Origin of the sequence: Paenibacillus jepli (genome assembly GCF_047238105.1) — a bacterium.
GTDB lineage: Bacteria > Bacillota > Bacilli > Paenibacillales > Paenibacillaceae > Paenibacillus_D.
In genome coordinates, this window is the sequence record NZ_JBDFMD010000001.1 from 2,540,717 (window position 1) to 2,561,510 (window position 20,794).

The following is a 20,794-nucleotide window of genomic DNA, read 5'->3' on the forward strand; positions in this document are numbered from 1 at the left end:
TCAGCCTTTTACCGCCCCTTCCGTAATACCGGCCATAATATAACGCTGGAAGAACATGAAGATCAGCACAACCGGGATGGCCGTCAGCACGAGCGCTGCCAGCACCAGCGACCACTCCGTGTTGTACTCGCCAAACAGCTTATTCGTGGAGATGATGAGCGTATACGATTCGGCATTGGTCAGCATGAGCAGCGGCAGCAGAAAATCGTTCCAGATCCAGAGGAAGTCCAGGATCGCGATCGTCACCGTAATCGGCAGCAGCAGCGGAAAAATAATCCGGAAGAACGTCTGCCATTCATTGCAGCCGTCGATATGCGCCGACTCCTCCAGTTCTCTCGGTACACCTTTGACAAAGCCGTGGTACAGGAAAATTGCCATATTGACGCCCAGTCCGATATAGATCAGCGCCAGACCGTAGATCGAGCCCTGCACGTTCAACTCCTTGGCCATCCGGGTCAGCGGGATCATGATGGAGTGGAACGGCACCATCATCGAGGCCACGAACAGGTAGAAGAGAAATTGACTGAGCTTCCCTGCAGTCCGCGACAGCTTGTAGCCTGCCAAGGAGGCGCAGAGCAGGATGCCGCCGATGCCAAGCACCGACACGATGACAGAGTTGGCCAAGCTGCTCACCATGGACAGCCGGACAAACGCTTCGGTGTAATTGTCCAGCTGCAGTGAGGATGGCAGCGCCGTAAAGGAGGCAAACATCTCGCCCTGCGTCTTAAACGAGTTGATAACGGCCAGATAGATCGGGAAGATCGCCACCAAGGAAGCGGCGAGAAGCGCCAATGTGATGAACAGCGAAGATGCACGTCCGCCTCTCATGCCTCCACCTCCCTTCGCTTGGTGATGCTGATCTGGATAAACGTAAAGATGAGAATGACGAGAAACAAGATAACGGACTTGGCGCTGGCATAGCCATACCGGAAGTTGTTAGAGAATGCCTCTTCGTAAATATTAAGCGTGATGACTTGCGTGGATCGCCCGGGACCGCCGCCAGTCAAGCCATAGACCACCTCGAACACCTTGAAGGCGCCGTTGAGCGTCAGGAACAGGCAGATCGTGATGGCATGGGTAATCATCGGCAGCGTCACATGACGCAGCACCTGCCAGGGCCTGGCGCCGTCAATGACTGCCGCTTCGCGCAGCGACTGCGGTACGCCCTGCAGCGCGGCCAGATAGATAATCATCATGTAGCCGACGCCGTTCCACAGCGAGACGATGAGGATGCTGTAGAACGAGGTGCCCGGGTCGCCGAGCCAAGATTGATTCAGGAAAGATAAGCCCGCTCGCTCCCCCAGCTGCGGCAACACCTGCGAGAAGACGAACGTCCACATGAAGGCGCTAATAATCGTACTAATCATATTAGGCATGAACAGCAGCGTGCGGAAGAAGCCTTTGCTGCGGAACTTGGTTTCGATGAATAGCGCCAGTAACAGCGCAAATACATTTTGCAGCACCAGCATGAACATGACATACTTCAGCGTGAAGAAGAGAGAATGCACGAAGTCCGGATCGTCGCGCAGCGCTTCCACGAAATTGGCCAAGCCGATAAAGTCGTAAGCGCGGTTCAGACCGTTCCAGTCCGTCAAGCTGTAGTACATGCCACCTACTGTAGGTACCAGCAAGAACAAGGTGTACAATACAAATGCCGGCATTACAAACGCAGCCAGCGACAGCAGCCTCTTGTAGCCTTTTGCAGTCATGGCGGCCTCACTCCTTTGCCCCGGTGTCGAGGGCACCCGGATGAAGACCGGCTGCCCCGCGGCATCGCTTCTTATTTATTGACTTTGTTGTAATCCCGCCACGCCTTGTCGAGCGCCTTCAATACGGCATCCTGGTCCATCTGGCCGGCTACATACGATTGCAGCGCCTTGCCGACTTCATCCTTGACCGCTTGCGGGATCCGCGGATCCTGATAGGACTTGCCTTCCTGCACATAAGCCGTAGCATCATCCACCCAAGGATAGCTCTGGAAGCTATGCACTGTAGCGATCGGATTGAACTTCAACGCCTCATACAAAGTGTTGGACTCTTGATCGTCCAGCAGGAAGTTCAGGAATTCGAGCGACAGCTCTTTATTCTTGGTGTCCGCGTACATCGCCATCGAGGACGATACACTCAGATTGATGAGCGCCGCATCGGGATTCTCGCTCACCGGAAGGGCAGCGACACCGAAGTCGATATCCGGATTGGACTTGAGGATCGTATCGGCATACCATGGACCTTGGACCCACATCGCGGCTTTACCCTGTGCGAAAGCGGCAGCTCCGTCGTCCGGACCGACCTCCAGCGCCCGATCCGTGCCGTTGTTGTTGACCAGATCGATGATATCGAACATCGATTTCATCTCGCTGAAGGAGCCGTCGTCTTCATTCATCCGCTCGACAAAGTCCTTCATAGTGTCCTCTGTCTCGATCGCGGCTCCTACCACGAGCGGCAAGAACAGCTGCGGCACCCAGGCCTCCTTGTATGAGAGGATAAATGGCGTGATGTTCTGCTCGTTCAGCTTGGCGACGACCGCCTCCATCTCCGACAGCGTAGCTGGCGGGGTCAACCCCTGTTCCTCAAAAATCTGTTTGTTATACAGATAGCCCCAGGAGAGCGACTCCAGCGGCACCGCCACGACTTGACCCTCGCTGCTGGTGACCGCCGGTCTGACGCTGTCCAGCAGCTTGTCCGCGAACGGCTGATCCGACAGATCGGCCAGATACCCAGCTCTGGAGTATTGCGGGATGTCATTGATGGCATGAATCACGAACAAGTCCGGCGCATCATTGGACGCCAGCCGCGTCTTCAATATTTGAGCCGCGTTATCCTGATTGGGCATCTCCACTTGAACATTCAGGTCGATATTCTTCTCTTCTTTGACCTTCGCTTTGAACTTCTCGATATGCGCATCGTATTGCTCCTTGAATCGCGGCTGCGCGATAAACATCTTCAACGTTGCCGTCGTTGCTTTCTCCCCGCTCCCGCCTTCACCGGCATTCGGATTCGCTTGTCCATTGCTTCCGCAACCGGCCATCAGGACGACCGCCATCATCAGCCCGACAAGGGCTCTCCCTCTTTTCTTCATCGTTGCAAGACCTCCCAGGGATTGTTATTGTGTTTACGCTTTCATTATAACTGGCCCATGTAAGCGTTTAATTGGACGGAATTAACCTATGGGATTGGACAATGTTAATTTACGTCTGGCGCTGCTTGCGCATTTCTCCCGGAGCGACGCCGTAATGCTTTTTGAATACCCGATAGAAGTAAGACATATCCTCATAGCCGGTCATCTCGGCAATCGTCTTGATCGACAGCTCTTCTTGCTCCAGCCAGGCCTTCGCCTGCTCCATCCGGCGCTGCAGCACATAATCCATCACGGTCACGCCGTAGCTTTGCTTGAACAGCTTGCTGAGATATTCCTTGCTCACAAAAAACACGCGCGCTAATTGTTCCAGCGATAAAGGCTCGGCAAAATGAAGGTCGATATACGCTTTTACCGCCTCCAGATTGAGCTTATGCTTGAGCTTCCGATCCTGCTCTACCCGATGCATCGCTGCGCCGTATCTGTCCGCCATCGCCATCACCGATTGCTTCACCGTGTCATACCGCTGCAAGGCTTCTTCCTCCGGCTTCAGTCCGTTGGCTGCCAGCAGCTCCGCCAGCAGCAGCTCCAGCTCATGGTGGATCCGCTCCGCCAGCGCTCCATGCTGCGTGCCGTCTAGCTGCAGCTCCCGCGCCATCCGGGCGCATACGACGCGGATCCCCTCCTCATGCAGATTATTGAAATGCAGCCGGAGCAGATGCTTAAAGCTAGAGAGCGATTGCTGCGCCTCCAGGCCAAGTGCGGCCAATCGCGACGGGCCGGCGCTGCGGGATTGCTCTGCCAGCGTCTTGCACCGGCCAAGCGTCTCGTTCAACTCTGCGGGATCGATCGGCTTCAGGAGGTATTCGACAGCCTGGTGCCGCACGGCGTGCTTGGTATACTTGAAATCGTCATATCCGCTGACGACGATAATCTGAATCGACGGACACCGCTGCCTGATCTGCTCCAGTAGCCAGATGCCGTCCGTCCCCGGCATCCTCATATCGGTAATCAGGATACTCGGCTGCAGCTCCTCTGCCAGCTTCAAAGCAGACTGTCCGTCCTCCGCTTCCCCGACAATCTCCATGCCCAGCTCCTCCCAGGCTCCCAGAGTCCGGATCATGTCTCTGTTCCATCTCTCGTCGTCAACGATCAAGACGCTCATCATCAGCTCTGCCCCTCCTCGCACCGTGCAGGGATACGGAACGCTACCGTCGTCCCCTCATCCGGTCTGCTCTTGATTGTCAGTTTATAGTCGTCTCCAAAATGCAGGCGCAGCCGCGAAGCGACGTTCGACAGGCCGATCCGTCCGCTGCTCACCCACATCCGGCCATGGGTTGTCTCGATCCTGTTCAGCACCTCAGTCCTTCTCCCCTCCGTCATGCCTATGCCGTTGTCACACACCTCGATCAGAACCTCGGGAGCCGAACAGATGACCCTGATCTCAAGTGACCACTCGCCGGCCCGGTGTTCCAAACCATGCTGGAACGCATTTTCCACCAACGGCTGGAGCGTCAAGCGCGGGATCCGGCAATCCAGCGCCGCATCATCTACGACGAGAGAACTGTGCAGTCTCGAATCATAACGCCATTGCTGGATATGCAAGTAATGCCTCAGATGCTCCACCTCCTCCTTCACAGTGGCCAAGTCGTCAGGCTCCCTGATGATGTAGCGGAACATACTGCTTAGCGAGCGGATGATTGCGTAACTCTCCGCAGGCGTGCTTTTGAATAGTGTACTTCCGATCAATTGCAGCGTATTTTGAAGAAAATGCGGATTGATCTGGGCCTGCAGCGCCTTCAGCTCAGCAGTCTGCTTTTCCAGCTTCATGCTGTATTCATTCTTAATATGCTCACGGATCCGGCTGGTTAGGTTGGCGAATTTCGTCTCCAGCAGACCGATCTCATCTGTCCGGCCGCTCAGCACAACCGGATGGTCTTTCATCGGATTGATCCCCTGCATCGAACGAGCCAGGCGGGTAATCGGACTGGCGATCCGCCAGGCGAGGATGATCGCTGACAAGATCGCAGCCGCGACGGAAACCATCCCGATGATGAGACCGTTATTCATCGTCTGCCAGGCACTCTGATTAATAAAGCTGTCAGGGATGAGCTTGAGCAGCACCAGCTCGCTCGGCTCCACCGGATCATAGAATACATAATGTCCATCGATTCTGCCATAGCCAAGACCGTCTGCCCGCGCCGCCCCTTCGCTGATCAAGCGCTGCGAGAGCTCATGGCTGTCCGGCTGGTACAGCACTTCACCGCTCCCGTCCGCGATCAGCACCGTATGCCGCGAGCCGGGGTTCAGCATCTCCAGCGCCTGATCCAGCATAGACCACTTGATCGTAAACGCGATTCCGCCATAGGGCTGCCTTGTCTCGAACCGGTTGATGCTGCGGATCAGCTTGAATTGATCGGGTTGTCCGCTCACCGGCACAATCCTGCTCGCTTGACCGCTTTGGAACAGCTCGGTGTACTCCTGCGGCGACTCCGGCTGGGTCAGGATATTGCTGCCGTTCGAATTGATGACGAATCGCTTCTTGGCGTCCGGAAGGTATAACTCAATGGCGATGACGCTTTTATTTGCAGAGTAATAACTCGCTGTCAGCCCCTCCAGCAGATTGCGTTGAGCGGTATATTGGCTGGGCAGCTCCGCTTCGTCCAGATACTTCAGATAATCGCCCAGGTTTTGATTGATCATGATGGAGTACATCAGATTATTGAGCTGCACGAATTGATCGCTCAGATAGAGAGACGTCCAGGTCATGTTCATCATATTCGACTCTACGACCTCGGCTTCAATGGCCTTGCGGTTCGTATCAGCCGCCATGCCGGTGACGACGGCCACGGGCACCGAGGCCACCAGGATCATCACCAGCATCAATTTGCCGCGTATACTGCTGCGCAAGCCGGTCAGATAACGCAATAACCCTCGCATCCTATCGCTCTCCCCTGTCGGATTCAATTGATCTTGCGGTTGTATTAAGAAGAATACCAGCGATAAAGCGCATTCACCATGTCAAATTTTTGAAAACACAAAAACCGCTCCTAAGAGCGGCAAACTTGCTTATAGGAGCAGCTAAGCCTTGACCGAGCCTAGCAGCGCGCCTTTGGCAAAATGCTTCTGCAGGAACGGATAGACGAGCAGGATGGGCATCGTCGCGACGACGATGACAGCCATCTTGACGGATTGTGCGGGCGGCGGCACGTCGGTATACACCGAGTTGTCGAAATTCATGCCCCCGGCCAGGATGACGATCTGCCGCAGCAGCACCTGCACCGGCCATTTGGCGGCATCATTCAGGTACAAAATGGCGTGCATGTACGTATTCCAATACGTCACCGCGTAGAACAGCGAGATGGTCGCAATCGCCGGCATCGAGCATGGGATGACGATCCGGAACAGAATCCCCCAGTCGTTGCACCCGTCGATCCTGGCCGACTCCTCCAGACCATCCGGCAGCCCCTGGAAGAACGTCTTCAGGATGATCATATTGAATACATTGATCGTTACCGGAACGATCAGGGCCAGGTACGAATCCAGCAGCCCCGTCTCCTTGACGACCAGGAACGTCGGGATCATGCCGCCGCTGAACAGCATCGTGAAGACGAATAGAAACATGATCGCCTGACGGCCGATGATATCCTTGCGGGACAATCCGTAAGCGGTCATGACGGAGATCAGCATGCTCCAGAAGGTGCCCAGCAGTGTGACGAACACCGATACCCCCATCGCTCTCATGACCGTATTCGTCGAGAATATATATTTGTACGCATCCAGTGTAAATGTCGTCGGAAGCAACAGGAATCGCGTCGCGGCGATCTCGCCGGCCGTCGCAAACGAACTGCCGATGACATGGATAAAGGGCAGCACTGTAACAAGCGCGAACAGCCCCAGCAGACTGCCGTTCACCAGTGCGAACAGCCGGCTGCCCCAGGATTTGTCGCCTACCATCCTTCCTCCTCCTCCTCCTCTTCAACGCTTCTCGGCGTTGCTTCGAGATCCACTGCGTCTTTTTGGAAACAGCCCCTAATAGATGCCTTCTTCGCCGTATTTTTTGGCCAGCCAGTTCGCGCCGATGACCAGCACCAGTCCCACGAAGCCTTTAAAGAAGCCGACAGCGGCGGAGTAGCTGAATTGGCCTTGCAATATGCCAGCGACGTAGACATACGTATCAAAGATCTCCGCCACCTGCCGGTTGGTGGCATTAAGCAGCAGATACACATGCTCGAAGCCCAGTTCCAGGACGTCTCCTATTTTCAAAATGAGCAGCACGACGATGACCGGCTTGATGGAAGGCAGCGTAATGCTGATCATCTGCCGCAGCCTGCCCGCTCCGTCCATCTTGGCCGCTTCGTACAGCTGAGGGTCCACGCCTGCGATGGCCGCCAGGAAGATGATCGTCCCCCAGCCGGCTTCGCGCCAGATGACCTGCAGGATATACATCGGCCGGAACCACTGCTCCGACAGCAAAAAATTGATCTTCTGAAAGCCCAGGCTCTCTAAGGCTCCGTTGATGATCCCGCCGTCCACCGTAAAAATGACGAAGCTGATGGAGACGACGATAACCCATGACATGAAGTGGGGCAGATAGATCAGCGTCTGGATGCCCCGCTTGTACTTATTCGAACGCAGCTCATTCAGCATCAACGCCAGAATAATTGGAATCGGGAAGAAAATGACGAGCTGCAGGCCGAACAGGATAATCGTGTTGGAGAAAATCATCCAGAAGTCAGGCGACGCAAACAGCCGTTCAAAATGCTCGAAGCCAACCCAGTCACTGCCCAGAATCCCTTTATATGGCCGGTAATTTTGAAATGAAATGATCAGACCGTACATGGGAACATATTTGTAAATCAAAATATACAGCAACCCTGGCAAGATCATCAGGTAGATCCACTTGTTCCGTTGCAGGTTGCGGATCCAGCTGCTGCCCGCGATCGATTTATTCATCCGTCTCGCCCTCCCTGGAGCGGAAAGCGCCGCCTCTCCCCCGCGGCGGGGTCAGCGGCGCCGCCCTGTCCGCAATTGCTATCTTATGGCGTCATAAGCGGCATTGAACTCTTCGATCATGCGGCTGCCGCCCTCTGACTTCCAGCGTTCCACCGCTTGATCAAAGCCGGCCTCATCCATCTCGCCCAGGATGTAGTTATATGTCGCATCCGTAATAATCTGGGCCAGCCGCTCTTTATGCTGCGTCATCGTGTCCGAATCGAGCGTCAGCGTCGGATTTTGAACCACATGCGGCTCGTTGTCGTCGAACAGCTCGACGGCTTTTTGCGCCGGCGCATAGTCAAACTTGCCCTCCAGGCGACCGCTGGTGGCGGGTTCTCCGACTTCCAGCGGATTGTACGGCTTCACTTCCCTGTCCAGCTTGCCTTGGTCCGATATCGGTACGGCGTAACCGTCCACGACATTGTAATGCTCCCCCTCGACGCCCCAGAACAGCAGATTGGCGATCTCAGGCTCCATCAATCCGTCCATGAAGGCGAGGATCTTCAGCAGCTCCTCCTCGGTCTGTACCGCGGACTTGGGGAACAGATACGGGTGATTGAAGCCCGGCCCGGAGACGACGGTAAATTCGCCGCTTGGCCCGACCACGCGGTTGTGGACATCCAGCTCGGCGTCCGGATTGAGCTGACTGGCTCCGGTGTAGAGCGACTGAACATCGCACATGCAGCCGATGTAAGCCCCCGCTCTGCCATTAATGATCAGATTCTGCTGATCGGTCTTGCTGGTCACCGGGAAGTCGGCATTGATGTATCCATTCTCACGAAGGTCCCGGAAGAAATTCATCGTCTCCCTATACTCCGGGAACATAAATGCAGGAGCCAGCTTACCATCCTGCTCGCCCCACTCGTTAGGCACGCCATTCCAGGAGGCTACCGTGTTGAACGCGCCCGAGACCAGATCCCCGCGATCAGCCAGTCCAAACGTATCCTGCTGGCCGTTGCCGTCCGGGTCGTTCTCCGTGAATTGCTTCAGCATCTCATACAGCTCATCCAGATTGGCCGGGGCGGACAAGCCCAGGTTGTCAGCCCAGTCCTTGCGGTAGATCAGTCCTTGACGCGAAAACGGCCTGCCCTGATAAAGCGCATACAATTTTCCGTCGATCCGGGTATTATCGAGAATTTCCGGCTTGAGCTTCTTCAGGTTTTCGAATTGGTCCAGATAGGGCTCGATCTCCCAGAACTGGTCATCGCGAATCGCTTCCCGGTTAGCTCCGGTCATCGATATATTGACGATATCCGTCAGATTGCCTGTAGCCATCGCTGCATTCATTCGGTCGCTCCAGGTGGCTGCTGGGATGAACTGAATGTCCAGCTCCACATTAAGTTTCTCTTCGATGAGCTCTTCAATTCGTGAATCAGGAACCTCGGCGTGGTGCAGAGGCGTCACCCAACTGATCTTGGTAGGCGCTTCCGGTGCGGAGCTGCCTTCTCCGTTTGTCGATGGCGTGTTCGTCCCCCCTGCAGTATCATTGCCACTGCTGCATGCGCTCAGTATCATAGACATTGCCAGCGCACTGATCATCCATGTCCGCTTCACTCATCTTCAACTCCTTCGTCTATTTCGTCATTTTCGCTTTCGGTGTCAGCATACGCTTTGGTTGCCTGTGTCGGCTATACTCATTTCGCTGTATTCCTTGCTGCAGCTGCATTTCCAATGAAATGATTATCCCTGCCATACCCTCCATCGTACTGCAGTTCGGTCGTAAAATCGAATCTCCGAAACATTTTTACTGCATAAACGCAAGTAAAACCCTCACCCACCGGATAGGTGGTATGAAGGTTCTTGTGCATGCTATCAGGGTATTCCTTTAGTTCGCCTTACAGTTCCGGCACAATCATTTCCTCCCGCTGGACTGAGCGGACTTGGCCGATCTCGAACATGGCCAGCTCTTGCAAGGCTTGTGCGAGTGTCGCTGCGCAGCGCTCCAGGATAAGCTCGCCTTTGGCAGGCGTAGCTTGTGTCGCATCGCCCAAGGCGCCGCTCGAGGAGATATCGCTCATCACCCAGGCGAACCGGATCCTGCCCTCAAGCGTCAGGAAGTCGAGACCGGACAGATCGGGAATCTCCCGTACCAGCTGATCGTCATGCACCCAGTCCGGCTTGATCGCCATCACCAGCGACGTCTCATAATCGCCGGCGTGAATCCCGTATTCTTTCTCTTCGTCGGAGAGCAGATCATGGGCCGCGCCCAGACTTCCCGGGCTCAGGGAGAAGACCATCAAGCCGGTCGAGATCCGGATCTCTCTGGCTGCCACATTCAGCAGATCAGTATTGCCGCCGTGCGTGTTGAATAGCACCAGCCGCCGGAACCCCGCTTGGGCCACGCTGGCAGCAATATCGCTGATCACACCTTGCAGACTGGCGGCGGACAGCGAGATCGTGCCCGGGAAATCCAGATGCTCATTGCTTTTGCCATATGCTAGCGGAGGCAGGAGCCACACCTTGGCCTCCTCGGGCAGCACTTCCATCGTCCGCGTCAACACAGCCTCGCCGATCAGCGCATCCGTCATCACCGGCATATGCGGCCCATGCTGCTCGACCGCTCCGATCGGCAGGATGAGGAGTGCCTCTTCCTTGGGCAGGCCTGCAATCTCCCGATAGGTGAGCCGGGGCAGAAACCGCTCCTCCCACGCCTTGCCAGTATAACGTTGGAACATCACTATCCCTCCCTTTTCGGTGCATTGTCCGCAACGGGCAGCTCGATCCAGGATGACCGGGCTTCGTCCCTGAAGACGGCCACCGCTGTCATCTGCAGTTGCTCCGGTGTTGCATGCGGCAGCTCTTCGGCGCCGATCCTGTTCGGGTGCCTGACGAACAGCGGGAAGGCGCTGCTGGTCAGCTCCAGCCGCACAGACGCTCCCGCCTCCAGGGATACAGCGAGCGGACGCATCGCAAACGCCACTCGTTCCCAGTCGGAGTGTTCAGCACCGATGATCGTTCCTCTGCCGATCGACAGGAAACGCGCCTTGCCGTCTGGATCTACTGCCGTCAGGATCGCGACCAGATCCGTCTCCCCTTCCAAGGACTGGCACGAGACGCTCACCTGCGGCGCCCCCCATAGACGGACGGGCTGCGCCAGCGGGGCGCTCGTATAATTCAAGATCTCGTACCGGTCCTGGGTCGTGCTGCGGTCCGATGGCAGATAGCCGCTGCACGGCATGGGCAGCCTGGCATCATATACATACACGTCGGCCTCGGAACCGGTTTCCGCCGACCGGGGCGCTGCAGCCAGCATCCCGCCCCCGGAGGCGCCATTGGCCGGCTTGCCGTCACTCGCCAGGAAATACTTGATGTGGTCTGAGATTGGAGCAGCTTCGCTCTTCGGGAGATGCTCCGCGCTTCGCCACGTCTTGCTCCCGAGCTCGAAATAGCTTATGGCCGGCTCCCGCTCAAGGCCCGAAGGCTTCCCTTTGAGCCAGTGGTCGAACCACCGCAGATGCGCCTCATGCAGATTCCCCTCGGCCTCCGGACCATAATCCTCTCCGCCCGCCTTGCGCCCCCACGGGATATGTCCCCAGGGACCGATGACCAGGCGGTGGAACCGGTCGCCAGCCTCCGGCAAATCCTGCAGCGCTGCATAAGTCTGCAGGGTGCCGCCGAGGTAATTGTCGAACCAACCGCCGATATGAAGGGCCGGCAGCGGTTCCTCCAGCGCCCGCGGCAGCAGGTTGCGGTCCGCCCAATACTCGTCATACCGCGGATGCCCGCACCATTCATAATAGAACGGAAAATACTTCGCCAGCACCGGATGCTCCCGGAGCAGCGGCAGCTCGGAGACCAAAGTCTCGGGATGTCGCATGAGCTGCGAGCACAGCTGCTCGGTCGCTCCGTCTCCGGCTCTTCTCGCCTCATCCCTCGCCAACTGGAAGGCCCACGGCAGAAAACTGCCGACGGCAAACCGGCCATGCGGGTAGAACATGCCGTGGTAGAGATCGGCTGCGCACATCGCCGGCGCGATCGCCGTCAGATGCGGGGGACGGGCCGCCGCCGCGGCCCATTGCGTCGTCCCCTGATAGGAGAAGCCGTACATGCCCACCTTGCCGGTAGAGCCCGGCAGGGCCGCCGCCCATTCCACCGTGTCGTAGCCATCGTCTATCTCTTGGATGAAGGGCGTGAAGCTGCCCTCCGACTCTCCCCGTCCTCTGACATCCTGGATGACAACGATATAGCCCTGCCCCACATACCAGACCGGATGCGCGTAAGTGACTGTCGAAGCCAGCATCCGTCCGTAGGGCTGCCTCATCAGCAGGACCGGGTAGGCGCCGGCGGCCGCAGGGCGATAGATATCCGCATAGAGCGTGATGCCGTCGCGCATGCGGCAGGCCGCCTTGCGTTCCACGTTCACGCCAGCAAATTGCATGGATACTCCTCCTTTACTCCTCTAGTAGCTCGATCCCGAAATAACGTTTCTATTTCCGCTGCGAGCAGAGGGGGCTTACTGTTGTCCCCGAATTTCTTGATTATAGTTAACCGCACAAGCGGTTGAAATTCGGATTCCTAAATCAAGACACTAGTCCTGCGGCAAGTACTCGTTGGTATATACCGTCTCGACATCGATCGCTTCCTCCAGCAGTCCAAGCTCCAGAAGTTGCTCCATCAGCGTCTGCCAGCGCTCCTGGCTCATGTAGCCGACGCCGTGTTCCTCGGCTTCAAAGCCGTAGACGAGCGGCTGCAGCTCCTGCGCGCTGTACTCCAGCTTGTCGAGCGGCATATCCGGATTGAATTCCTGGATAAACGCATTAACCTCAGAGTAATTGTCCTTGTAATAATTCCAGCCTTCGATGGAAGCTTCGACGTAGGCCTGGACGATATCCGGATGGTCCTGCAGGAACTTCTCGGTCGTGAACAGAACATTGCCGTACGGCATATAGCCGGAGTCGGCGTTGAGCAGGTAGTCGACCTCGATTCCTTCCTGCGCCAGCGTGAACGGCTCAGACGTCATATAGCTTTGGGATACCGCTGTCTCATCCTCCAGGAAGCTCGCCAGCTGGCCGTTATAGGCAAACTGCTCGACATTCTCCAGATTATACTTGGTCCGGATGTACTCCCAGTAAGCGACGCCGTTGCCGACATACACCTTGCGGCCGTCCAGATCCTCGAAGCCCTGGATATCCTGGCCCTTATGGAACATCAGCGCCTGCGGATTCTTCTGGAAGATGCCGGCCAGCACGACGAGCGGGATACCGTTCTGCCTGGCGAACAGAATCTCGTCGCCCTGCCCCATCCCGAACTGCGCATTCCCCGACGCGACGATCTGCGTAGCCGAGATCCCCGGGCCGCCCGATTCGATCTCCATCTCAAGACCCGCTTCCTCGTAGAAGCCTTTCAGCAGCGCCGTGTATTGACCACCATGCTCGGCTTGGGCAAACCAGTTAGTAATCTGCTTCACCTGAAACAGCTCCTGCGGCGCTTCGGTCTGGTTGTCGCCGGACGCCGCAGGATCCGGCTCTGTAGCGGCCGGTGCATTGGAGCCGCCGCCTGTGCCTCCTGCGCCTCCCCCGCAAGCACTCAGCATGACGGCTCCCATCAGCAGCATCGCGGCCAGCGCCGGTTTGGTCTTTTTCTTGTTCTGATCTAGGTTTGGCATGGTTTCTCTCTCCTCCTGGAATCGATTGATTAGCGATTCTCTCTATACTTCCCTGCGCCAACTAAGCTCCCGGTTAACGCTGATCCACTCTCCCTTGCGGCCGACCCACCTCCCAGCAGGCAGCCAGGACAAGACGTCGTTGACCGTCCGGGCATCGAAGATGACAAAATCCGCCTGCCGGCCCGGCCTTACGCCATAGTCCGTCAAGCCAAGAATTGCCGCAGGGATGTCGGTCATCATCCGCAGCAGCATCAACAGCTCCTGCTCACTCGCCAGATGTGAAGCATAAGCAGATAACAAGCCGATCTGCAGCAGATCCCCGCGACCAAACGGATGGAACGGGTCCTGGATGTTGTCGCTGGCCACAGCAACCGGCACCCCTGCCTCCGCCAATTCCTTGACCCTGGTGACGCCGCGCCGGACGAGCCCGCGGTCGCCTCTGCCCTGCAGGTACATGTTGGCGCCAGGCAGGGTGATCGCCCGCAGTCCCGCATCCGCCATCTTCCGCATGATGCCTTCGGCCGTCGCCTGATCCATGGCCGACAGGGAACAGAGATGGCCGGCGGCTACTCTGCCCTGATAGCCGTAGCGGAGCGTCTGCTCTGCGATCAGCTCTACGGTGCGGACGTTCGGATCATCGTTCTCGTCGGCGTGAAGATCGATCGGCATGTCCAGCTTGTCAGCCAGCCGGAACAGCTGGGCGATGCTGCCCTCCGGATCGGCGGACAAATGCGGCGCGCCGCCGACACCGTCCAGACCGAGCCGCAGCGCTTCCTCATACGCTTCTGCCACGGGTCCGGATCCCGGGTCATACGGGCACATCGGGAAAAACTGAAGCTCCATCACATCCTTCATCTCTTCCTTGAGCTCCAGAGCGGCGTATACGGTACGCATCGCGACGTCGATGCCCTCCCTGCAGTTAAAGTCCAGGTGGGAGCGGATTGACGTCGTCCCATACGCCGCGGCCTGCCGGACCGCCTCGCGCATCCGGGTCTTGATCTGCTCCTTGGTAAATCCGGGAGCCGCCGCACTGTAGTTGTCGATAGCCTCCCGCAGAGTCCCCGACCGGTTGCCGACCGACTGGATCGTGAACGCCTTGTCGAGATGCATGTGGCTATCCACCAGTCCGGGCAGCAGCAGCCGGCCCCGCAGATCGACCGCAGCCCCCTCGGACCTGCGGCCGGGATCAAGCTCTTCCAGCGGAACAACTGCCCTTTCTGCCGAAATTTGCTCCTGCGGGCGCACATAGCTCCATTTGCCTGCCGCGATACCGACTTCATACAGCTGCCCCGAATCCAGCAAAGGCAGCGCAACATTGATCAGCCTCATATCCAATTCCATGGCTGCCCCCTTTTTTTTACTCCTTTAAAACGTTTGGTGAAAAAGTACCGGAGAGGGCGAAATCGATTCTGTAGAAGCGGAGCGTTCGCCTTTGTCCCCGGATTTCCCCTGCTCAGGGGTTAATCTAATCCATAAAATCTGGGGACAACAGCGATCGGAAGAACGATCCGCTCCGCGCAGGTCTGATTTTCATCACACTTTTAATGCTTCATCTCCGATTCGTGCCAGGAGCTGAGCAGCTTCTTGGAGATATAATTAATGATCATATAGAAGCCGATGCCCATGACCGAGGCCGCCAGGCCGCAGGCAAACAGATAAGCGGTCTGGAGGCGGGAGGCGGCCACCGTAATCGCATAGCCGAGGCCGCCCCGGCCGCCGCCGATGCCAGCGATGTACTCTCCGGCGATGACGCCGATGACTGCAAGGGTACAGGAGATTTTGAGTCCGGCTACGATATAGGGCAAAGCTGCAGGAATGCGGAGCTTCCACATGGTCTGGATGGGATTTGCGTTGTATAGAAAAAACAGGTTTTTGAGATTATTATCCGTAGAGTTCAACCCGACCAGCGTATTGGACAGCATCGGGAAGAAACCGATCAGAAAGGCGATGATGACGATGGCGTTCGTGCCCGCCCCGAACCAGATAACGATAATCGGCGCGATCGCGATGATGGGGATGGTCTGGAGAATGATGACATAAGGGTACAGACTTTTCTCGACCAGCTTCGAGCTGGCCAGCAGGATCGCCCCCGATACCCCGAAGATCACACTCAGGATAAACCCGATCAGCGCGGACGACATCGTCTTGTACACCGAGTTGAACAGATTGACGTGATCCTTGATCGCCGCCTCCATGATATCCGTAGGCTTGGGCAGGATATAGGGCGGGATGCCGGATAATACGCCGAACAGCTGCCAGCCGCCGACGAATACGATCAGAGCGATGGCAGGCGGCAGAACCGCGACGAGCAGCGATCCGCCCGTCCTGTTCACCCCTGCGAAGCCGCTCCAAAACGGCAGCCTGACCCGCTTTTTGGACGGTCCCAGCACCAGTGCTTTTTTGTCCATAGCCATGAGATTCACTCCCCGAATATTGGCTTCACATTCATTTTCCCGGGATTGAGCAGCACGCGCGGATCATTGGCCTGTTTGGCTGACAGCATCCTTTCGTACGCCCCCCGAGACCCGTAATTAAGCACAAACGTATGCGGATCGTTGATCCGTACGCCGAGTGATTCAAAAAAGGCAATCATCTCGTACAGATGCTCCTCCGACTGATAGCGGACGACCGGCAGGGCGGCCGGCATCAGCTTCCCTCCGCTCAGCACCCACTCGAAATGCAAATATACGCCGTCCGGATACTGACGTTTGATGTCTTCGATCTGCTTCAGGTAAAAGGTTGGTGAAAAGGCGCATTGCAGATAAGTAAGCTTCGGATCGGCCTTGATCGCCCACAACGTCGTATGGTTCCAGGTGAAATCGGACAAGCCGAGCGTCTGATGATAGTTGTCGGCCGGTATGACATGCTTGATCTGTCCCCCGGATGCTTCGGCATAAGCGGTTACCGATGGCAGTGTGCCCTCCTCAGTCTCGAGCAGGACGGCGGCACTTCCCTCCTCTACGTGTTGCGCAAACGGGAGAAAGTAAGAAGGGATCGGCCACTCCACCGTGCTGACCAGCCGCTTGCGGATGCCCGGATCTTGGCAGAGCTTCTCTGAGAACAGCATCGCCGAAGTCAGATCGTCGAACTGGACGAGGGACTGCACCCATTCGGTCCGCTTGGAGGTGCGCAGGGTAAGCTCTGTGACGATGCCGGTTGTGCCGTAGCTGTGAATATAGTTCAGCAGCTCTTCGCCTGCAACCTTCAGCTTGCGGGGATGCTCTTCCATCGTATAGACGACCGCCTCCAGCACATTGCCGTCCCACAGGTTGCCCCAGGAGATCGATCCGATGCCGCCTGAGCCGCCGCTGACAAACCCGCCTACGGTCGCTTTCATGTACGTGCTCGGATAGATACACAGCTCATGGCCGGCCGCGCGCAGCTCCTTCTCCAGCACGCCCAGCTTTACCCCGCACTGGACCCGGGCAAACCCATCCCCGATCTCCAGGATCCGATTCATCTTATGCAGCGCCATCACGACCCCGCCGGTCAACGGTACCGCCTGGCCGTAGTTCCCCGTGCCGCCGCCGCGTACCGTTACCGGGATCAGGTGCCGGTAGGCACAGGAGAGGATCGCCACGACTTCCTCCTCATTGACGGGGATGACAACTCCTTCGGCCAGCTTATCCTTCAGCTTCTCATCGAGTACCGGCGAGTACCAGTAATAGTCTTTGGACAACTTGCTTTTTGTCGCCGGGTCGAGGACAAATCCGCCCTCTCCGAGCAGGTCCATCATTTCCTTTTCCCACTGTACCGCCATATCATTCTCCCCCTTAAACCTGCATGTTCCAAACGTTTGGATGGCTTTTAATGCTTCAGCTGCTGGGATACCACACCTACGAGCCGGCTGAACTCCGGGGTCGTCCTGAACTCGTCCTCCCGCGGGAATGGTACAGAAATATCGATAACGGCTTCCACTTTGCCCGGCCTTGGCGTCATCACGACCACCTTGGTGGACAGATATACCGCTTCAAATACGTTATGAGTAATGAATAGCACTGTCATGCTGCGGTCCTGCTGCCAAATGCTGAGCAATTCCTGCTGCAGCCCCTGACGGGTAATCTCATCCAAAGCGCCGAAAGGTTCATCCATAAGCAGCAGCTTCGGCCTTGAGATGAGCGCTCTGGCAATCGAGACTCTCATCTTCATTCCACCGGACAATTCACGCGGCAGCATATTCAACGTATCGGGCAGACCCACCAGCTCCAGAACCCGTTCGGCTTCCTCCTGCTGCTGTTTCTTAGCGATCCCTCTCAGCTTCAGGGGAAGACATACATTTTCTTTCACCGTAGCCCAAGGCATGAGCGTATGATCCTGGAAGACGAACGCAATTTCATTTCGTTTCCGGGCTGCGTTAGGAGACATTCCAAAAATGTCGAGTCTGCCCTCGGTATGCGTCTCAAGGCCGGTAATCATTTTAAAAATCGTTGATTTCCCGCAGCCCGAAGGACCGACAAAGCAGAAAAACTCGCCTTCTCCGATATCCAGATTGACATTGTGGACGGCAACCGTCCCGTTCGGATATACCTTGTTCAGACGCTGCATCGCGACTAATGTATTGGCCGTTACGGTGGTCATGGGCAACACCGCCTCTCCTGAATCTCCATAGTGCTTCTTTAGATCACATCTTAGATGGATGTTCTCTATATGTCAACTTACATAACGTTTAATTGTAATTCCAGATAAGATACTTTATGGTTTTTGTGTAGATGCACAAATCTTAAATTATAAATCGGACACACGTCTCATGTATGTAACATATAAATAACTTTATATGATAATTTTAATGTCCTTTTGTGTTAATTAAATGTCATACTAATAAAGAAACCGCCCTCGGTTGAGGACGGTTTCGCATCGGACTATGTTTTTAGGGTATGCGCAGGTCTGGCGGCGGGTCAATACGTTAGGGCGAATCTGGCATCCAGCAGCGTGTAGGTATACGTGGAGACGGTGCGATGGCGCTTGGTAACATCTTCACCCAGAAAGCGCGTCCGGCGCTTCCCTCCTCCCGGTAGCCGTCCACGGGCCAGTGGAGCTTTAGTATACAACTTCCAGCCAGCCCAGCCGGATGAAGAACTGGTCGATGTCGAGGATCGCCCGTTCAATCTCGTCGTCCGTCGCCGTATACTGATACAGGATAAAGGCATGCTTGGACTCCGGGTACAGGATCACCTCCGAACGATTGCCGCAGGCAAGCAGCGCTTCATGCAGACGGATCGTCTGATGCGGTTCCACTGTCTTGTCCTGCAGACCGTGCAGATGCAGCATCGGCGGCAGACCAGAGCGAACCAGGAAGACGGGCGAGAGGGATTTGGCCTGCTCGTAGCGGTTCAGGTAGCGCTGCACCTCATCACTCGTCTCCCGCTCATAGCGGAGAGGGATATTGGCGAAGGAAATCGTCAGATCGGTGACGCCGTTCAGATTGACTACGGCGTCCGGCACTGCGGAGATACTCCCGTCCTCATGCGGATTGTCGCAGCCCGCCACCGTCGCCAAGCTCACAGCCAGATGACCGCCCGCCGAGTCGCCGACTGCGGCGATCCGCGACGGGTCGATCCCGAGCTGGGCAGCATGCTCACGGATGTACCGGAGCGCCGATTTGCAGTCCTCCAGACACGTCTCGACCGAGATCCTGCCTTCGGTGACAGGCTCGGGCTCGACCAGCCGGTAGGAGACGCTGATGTTCACGGCACCGCGTCTGGAGAAGTATTCGGCATGCGGCAGGAACATCTCCGGATGTCCGCTGCGCCACCCTCCGCCATGGATCCATACGATGGCGGGCATCCGGTCGCCCTCCTCCCAGTCCGGCGGCTTGACCACCAACAGCTCCAGCTCCACGCCGTCCCGCTTTTTGTACACCAGCCTATGAGGATTTACTGCCACGATCACGATCTCTCCCTTCCAGCTACCGGTTTGGATTCAATCCACTTTCTGTTAGTATAGCAAATGCTGGAATGTTATTGGAAGCACGGACTTGTGGAAGCCAACACCGCCCAGCCCCGGCCGGCAGACAAAACAACCGCCCCGGAGCATCTCCGAAGGCGGTTGACTAGGTAGAACGTCGACTAGCTCTCTTCCAGAATCGCGTCGATCAGCGAGAGCTCGTCCGCAGCGAAGGACAGCTGCTGCAGCGATCCGACCGCATCGTCGAGCTGGCTCGTCTTGCTGGCGCCGATCAGTGCCGAGGTCACGGTCTCCTTGCGGAGTACCCAGGCCAGCGCCATCTGCGACAGCTTCTGTCCGCGTTGGTCTGCCACTTCCTGCAGCTTGCGGACTTTGGCGAGCACGCTGTCTGTCAGCTCGCTGGGGCTCATGAACACGCTGGCGCCGGCTGCCCGGGAGTCGGCCGGGATGCCGTTCAGGTAGCGGTCCGTCAGGATGCCCTTCTGGAGCGGCGAGAAGACGATCGAGCCGATCCCCAGCTCGCCCAGCGCATCGAGCAGACCGGTCTCTTCGGGACGGCGGTTCATCATCGAGTAGCTCGGCTGGTGGATCAGACAAGGCGTGCCGAGCTGCTTCAGGATGGCTGCCGCTTCCTTGGTCTGTTCCGTAGAGTAGTTGGAGATGCCGATATACAGCGCCTTGCCTTGCCGGACAACATGGTCGAGAGCACCCATCGTCTCTTCGAGCGGCGTATCCGGGTCAGGTCGGTGATGGTAGAAGATATCGACGTAGTCCAGCCCCATCCGCTGCAGGCTGCGATCCAGACTGGATACGAGATATTTGCGCGAACCCCACTCGTTATACGGCCCTTCCCACATTTTGTAACCGGCTTTGGTCGAGATGACGATCTCATCCCGGTAAGGCGCCAGGTCAAGCTTCAGGATCCGGCCGAACTGCTCCTCGGCTGACCCTGGCGGAGGACCATAGTTGTTGGCGAGGTCAAAATGCGTGATCCCCAGATCGAAAGCGTGCCGGGTCAAGCCGCGGCCCGTCTCGAACGGCGTGCCATCGCCGTAATTGTGCCACAGTCCCAGCGAGATCGCCGGCAGCTTCAACCCGCTTCGGCCGCTCCGTCTGTACTGCATGTCCTTATATCGCGCTTCATTTGCCAAGTAAACCAATTGACAAGCTCCTCTCCGGTTGTAGATATGGCAGACGTTGCTGCCCGTAAT

The 20,794-nt window shown here is 56.9% G+C and carries 17 protein-coding genes; all 17 read right to left on the minus strand.

Annotation, left to right across the window (positions count from 1 at the left end):
- On the minus strand, positions 1 to 828 hold the full coding sequence (locus ABC336_RS11135; RefSeq protein WP_413238734.1) for a carbohydrate ABC transporter permease: 828 nt from the start codon (positions 826 to 828) through the stop codon (positions 1 to 3).
- Positions 825 to 1,709, minus strand: a complete 885-nt coding sequence (locus ABC336_RS11140) for a carbohydrate ABC transporter permease (protein ID WP_413238735.1) — start codon at positions 1,707 to 1,709, stop codon at positions 825 to 827. Before ABC336_RS11140 ends, ABC336_RS11135 begins: the two co-directional genes overlap by 4 nt.
- Before the next feature lie 71 nt (positions 1,710 to 1,780).
- On the minus strand, positions 1,781 to 3,079 hold the full coding sequence (locus ABC336_RS11145) for an ABC transporter substrate-binding protein (protein ID WP_413238736.1): 1,299 nt from the start codon (positions 3,077 to 3,079) through the stop codon (positions 1,781 to 1,783).
- Between the two features lie 109 nt (positions 3,080 to 3,188).
- Positions 3,189 to 4,244, minus strand: coding sequence for a response regulator (locus ABC336_RS11150; protein ID WP_413238737.1), 1,056 nt, complete (start codon positions 4,242 to 4,244; stop codon positions 3,189 to 3,191).
- Positions 4,244 to 6,016, minus strand: a complete 1,773-nt coding sequence (locus tag ABC336_RS11155) for a sensor histidine kinase (RefSeq protein ID WP_413238738.1) — start codon at positions 6,014 to 6,016, stop codon at positions 4,244 to 4,246. Before ABC336_RS11155 ends, ABC336_RS11150 begins: the two co-directional genes overlap by 1 nt.
- Before the next feature lie 141 nt (positions 6,017 to 6,157).
- The gene (locus ABC336_RS11160) at positions 6,158 to 7,033 is read right to left on the minus strand and encodes a carbohydrate ABC transporter permease (protein WP_413238739.1); all 876 of its coding nucleotides are present in this window, start codon (positions 7,031 to 7,033) and stop codon (positions 6,158 to 6,160) included.
- Positions 7,034 to 7,108: 75 nt separating this feature from the next.
- On the minus strand, positions 7,109 to 8,032 hold the full coding sequence (locus ABC336_RS11165) for an ABC transporter permease (protein ID WP_413238740.1): 924 nt from the start codon (positions 8,030 to 8,032) through the stop codon (positions 7,109 to 7,111).
- A 78-nt stretch (positions 8,033 to 8,110) separates the two neighbouring features.
- On the minus strand, positions 8,111 to 9,613 hold the full coding sequence (locus ABC336_RS11170; RefSeq protein ID WP_413242491.1) for an extracellular solute-binding protein: 1,503 nt from the start codon (positions 9,611 to 9,613) through the stop codon (positions 8,111 to 8,113).
- Between the two features lie 296 nt (positions 9,614 to 9,909).
- A complete protein-coding gene (locus ABC336_RS11175; protein WP_413238741.1) occupies positions 9,910 to 10,749 on the minus strand; it encodes a creatininase family protein in 840 nt (279 codons plus the stop codon).
- A gap of 2 nt (positions 10,750 to 10,751) precedes the next feature.
- Positions 10,752 to 12,452, minus strand: coding sequence for a CocE/NonD family hydrolase (locus tag ABC336_RS11180; RefSeq protein ID WP_413238742.1), 1,701 nt, complete (start codon positions 12,450 to 12,452; stop codon positions 10,752 to 10,754).
- Between the two features lie 150 nt (positions 12,453 to 12,602).
- Positions 12,603 to 13,679, minus strand: coding sequence for an ABC transporter substrate-binding protein (locus tag ABC336_RS11185; protein WP_413238743.1), 1,077 nt, complete (start codon positions 13,677 to 13,679; stop codon positions 12,603 to 12,605).
- A gap of 42 nt (positions 13,680 to 13,721) precedes the next feature.
- Entirely contained in the window at positions 13,722 to 15,020 is a 1,299-nt protein-coding gene (locus tag ABC336_RS11190) for an amidohydrolase family protein (RefSeq protein ID WP_413238744.1), read from the minus strand.
- Positions 15,021 to 15,220: 200 nt separating this feature from the next.
- Positions 15,221 to 16,093: an ABC transporter permease gene (locus tag ABC336_RS11195; RefSeq protein WP_413238745.1), complete on the minus strand. Its 873-nt coding sequence runs from the start codon at positions 16,091 to 16,093 to the stop codon at positions 15,221 to 15,223.
- Between the two features lie 5 nt (positions 16,094 to 16,098).
- The gene (locus ABC336_RS11200; protein WP_413238746.1) at positions 16,099 to 17,439 is read right to left on the minus strand and encodes an FAD-binding oxidoreductase; all 1,341 of its coding nucleotides are present in this window, start codon (positions 17,437 to 17,439) and stop codon (positions 16,099 to 16,101) included.
- A 47-nt stretch (positions 17,440 to 17,486) separates the two neighbouring features.
- Positions 17,487 to 18,257, minus strand: coding sequence for an ABC transporter ATP-binding protein (locus ABC336_RS11205; RefSeq protein WP_413238747.1), 771 nt, complete (start codon positions 18,255 to 18,257; stop codon positions 17,487 to 17,489).
- Between the two features lie 459 nt (positions 18,258 to 18,716).
- The gene (locus ABC336_RS11210) at positions 18,717 to 19,562 is read right to left on the minus strand and encodes an alpha/beta hydrolase (RefSeq protein WP_413238748.1); all 846 of its coding nucleotides are present in this window, start codon (positions 19,560 to 19,562) and stop codon (positions 18,717 to 18,719) included.
- A gap of 182 nt (positions 19,563 to 19,744) precedes the next feature.
- Positions 19,745 to 20,743 carry an L-glyceraldehyde 3-phosphate reductase gene (mgrA, locus tag ABC336_RS11215; protein ID WP_413238749.1) on the minus strand — a complete coding sequence of 333 codons (999 nt, stop codon included), beginning with the start codon at positions 20,741 to 20,743 and terminating at the stop codon, positions 19,745 to 19,747.
- Positions 20,744 to 20,794 lie beyond the last annotated feature (51 nt).

What these genes read in the sequence shown, in the direction of transcription:
- ABC336_RS11135 (WP_413238734.1), bottom strand. Translation starts at nt 828, where the DNA reads ATGAGAGGCGGACGTGCATCTTCGCTGTTCATCACATTGGCGCTTCTC.
- ABC336_RS11140 (WP_413238735.1), bottom strand. Translation starts at nt 1,709, where the DNA reads ATGACTGCAAAAGGCTACAAGAGGCTGCTGTCGCTGGCTGCGTTTGTA.
- ABC336_RS11145 (WP_413238736.1), bottom strand. Translation starts at nt 3,079, where the DNA reads ATGAAGAAAAGAGGGAGAGCCCTTGTCGGGCTGATGATGGCGGTCGTC.
- ABC336_RS11150 (WP_413238737.1), bottom strand. Translation starts at nt 4,244, where the DNA reads ATGATGAGCGTCTTGATCGTTGACGACGAGAGATGGAACAGAGACATG.
- ABC336_RS11155 (WP_413238738.1), bottom strand. Translation starts at nt 6,016, where the DNA reads ATGCGAGGGTTATTGCGTTATCTGACCGGCTTGCGCAGCAGTATACGC.
- ABC336_RS11160 (WP_413238739.1), bottom strand. Translation starts at nt 7,033, where the DNA reads ATGGTAGGCGACAAATCCTGGGGCAGCCGGCTGTTCGCACTGGTGAAC.
- ABC336_RS11165 (WP_413238740.1), bottom strand. Translation starts at nt 8,032, where the DNA reads ATGAATAAATCGATCGCGGGCAGCAGCTGGATCCGCAACCTGCAACGG.
- ABC336_RS11170 (WP_413242491.1), bottom strand. Translation starts at nt 9,613, where the DNA reads ATGATCAGTGCGCTGGCAATGTCTATGATACTGAGCGCATGCAGCAGT.
- ABC336_RS11175 (WP_413238741.1), bottom strand. Translation starts at nt 10,749, where the DNA reads ATGTTCCAACGTTATACTGGCAAGGCGTGGGAGGAGCGGTTTCTGCCC.
- ABC336_RS11180 (WP_413238742.1), bottom strand. Translation starts at nt 12,452, where the DNA reads ATGCAATTTGCTGGCGTGAACGTGGAACGCAAGGCGGCCTGCCGCATG.
- ABC336_RS11185 (WP_413238743.1), bottom strand. Translation starts at nt 13,679, where the DNA reads ATGCCAAACCTAGATCAGAACAAGAAAAAGACCAAACCGGCGCTGGCC.
- ABC336_RS11190 (WP_413238744.1), bottom strand. Translation starts at nt 15,020, where the DNA reads ATGGAATTGGATATGAGGCTGATCAATGTTGCGCTGCCTTTGCTGGAT.
- ABC336_RS11195 (WP_413238745.1), bottom strand. Translation starts at nt 16,093, where the DNA reads ATGGCTATGGACAAAAAAGCACTGGTGCTGGGACCGTCCAAAAAGCGG.
- ABC336_RS11200 (WP_413238746.1), bottom strand. Translation starts at nt 17,439, where the DNA reads ATGGCGGTACAGTGGGAAAAGGAAATGATGGACCTGCTCGGAGAGGGC.
- ABC336_RS11205 (WP_413238747.1), bottom strand. Translation starts at nt 18,257, where the DNA reads ATGACCACCGTAACGGCCAATACATTAGTCGCGATGCAGCGTCTGAAC.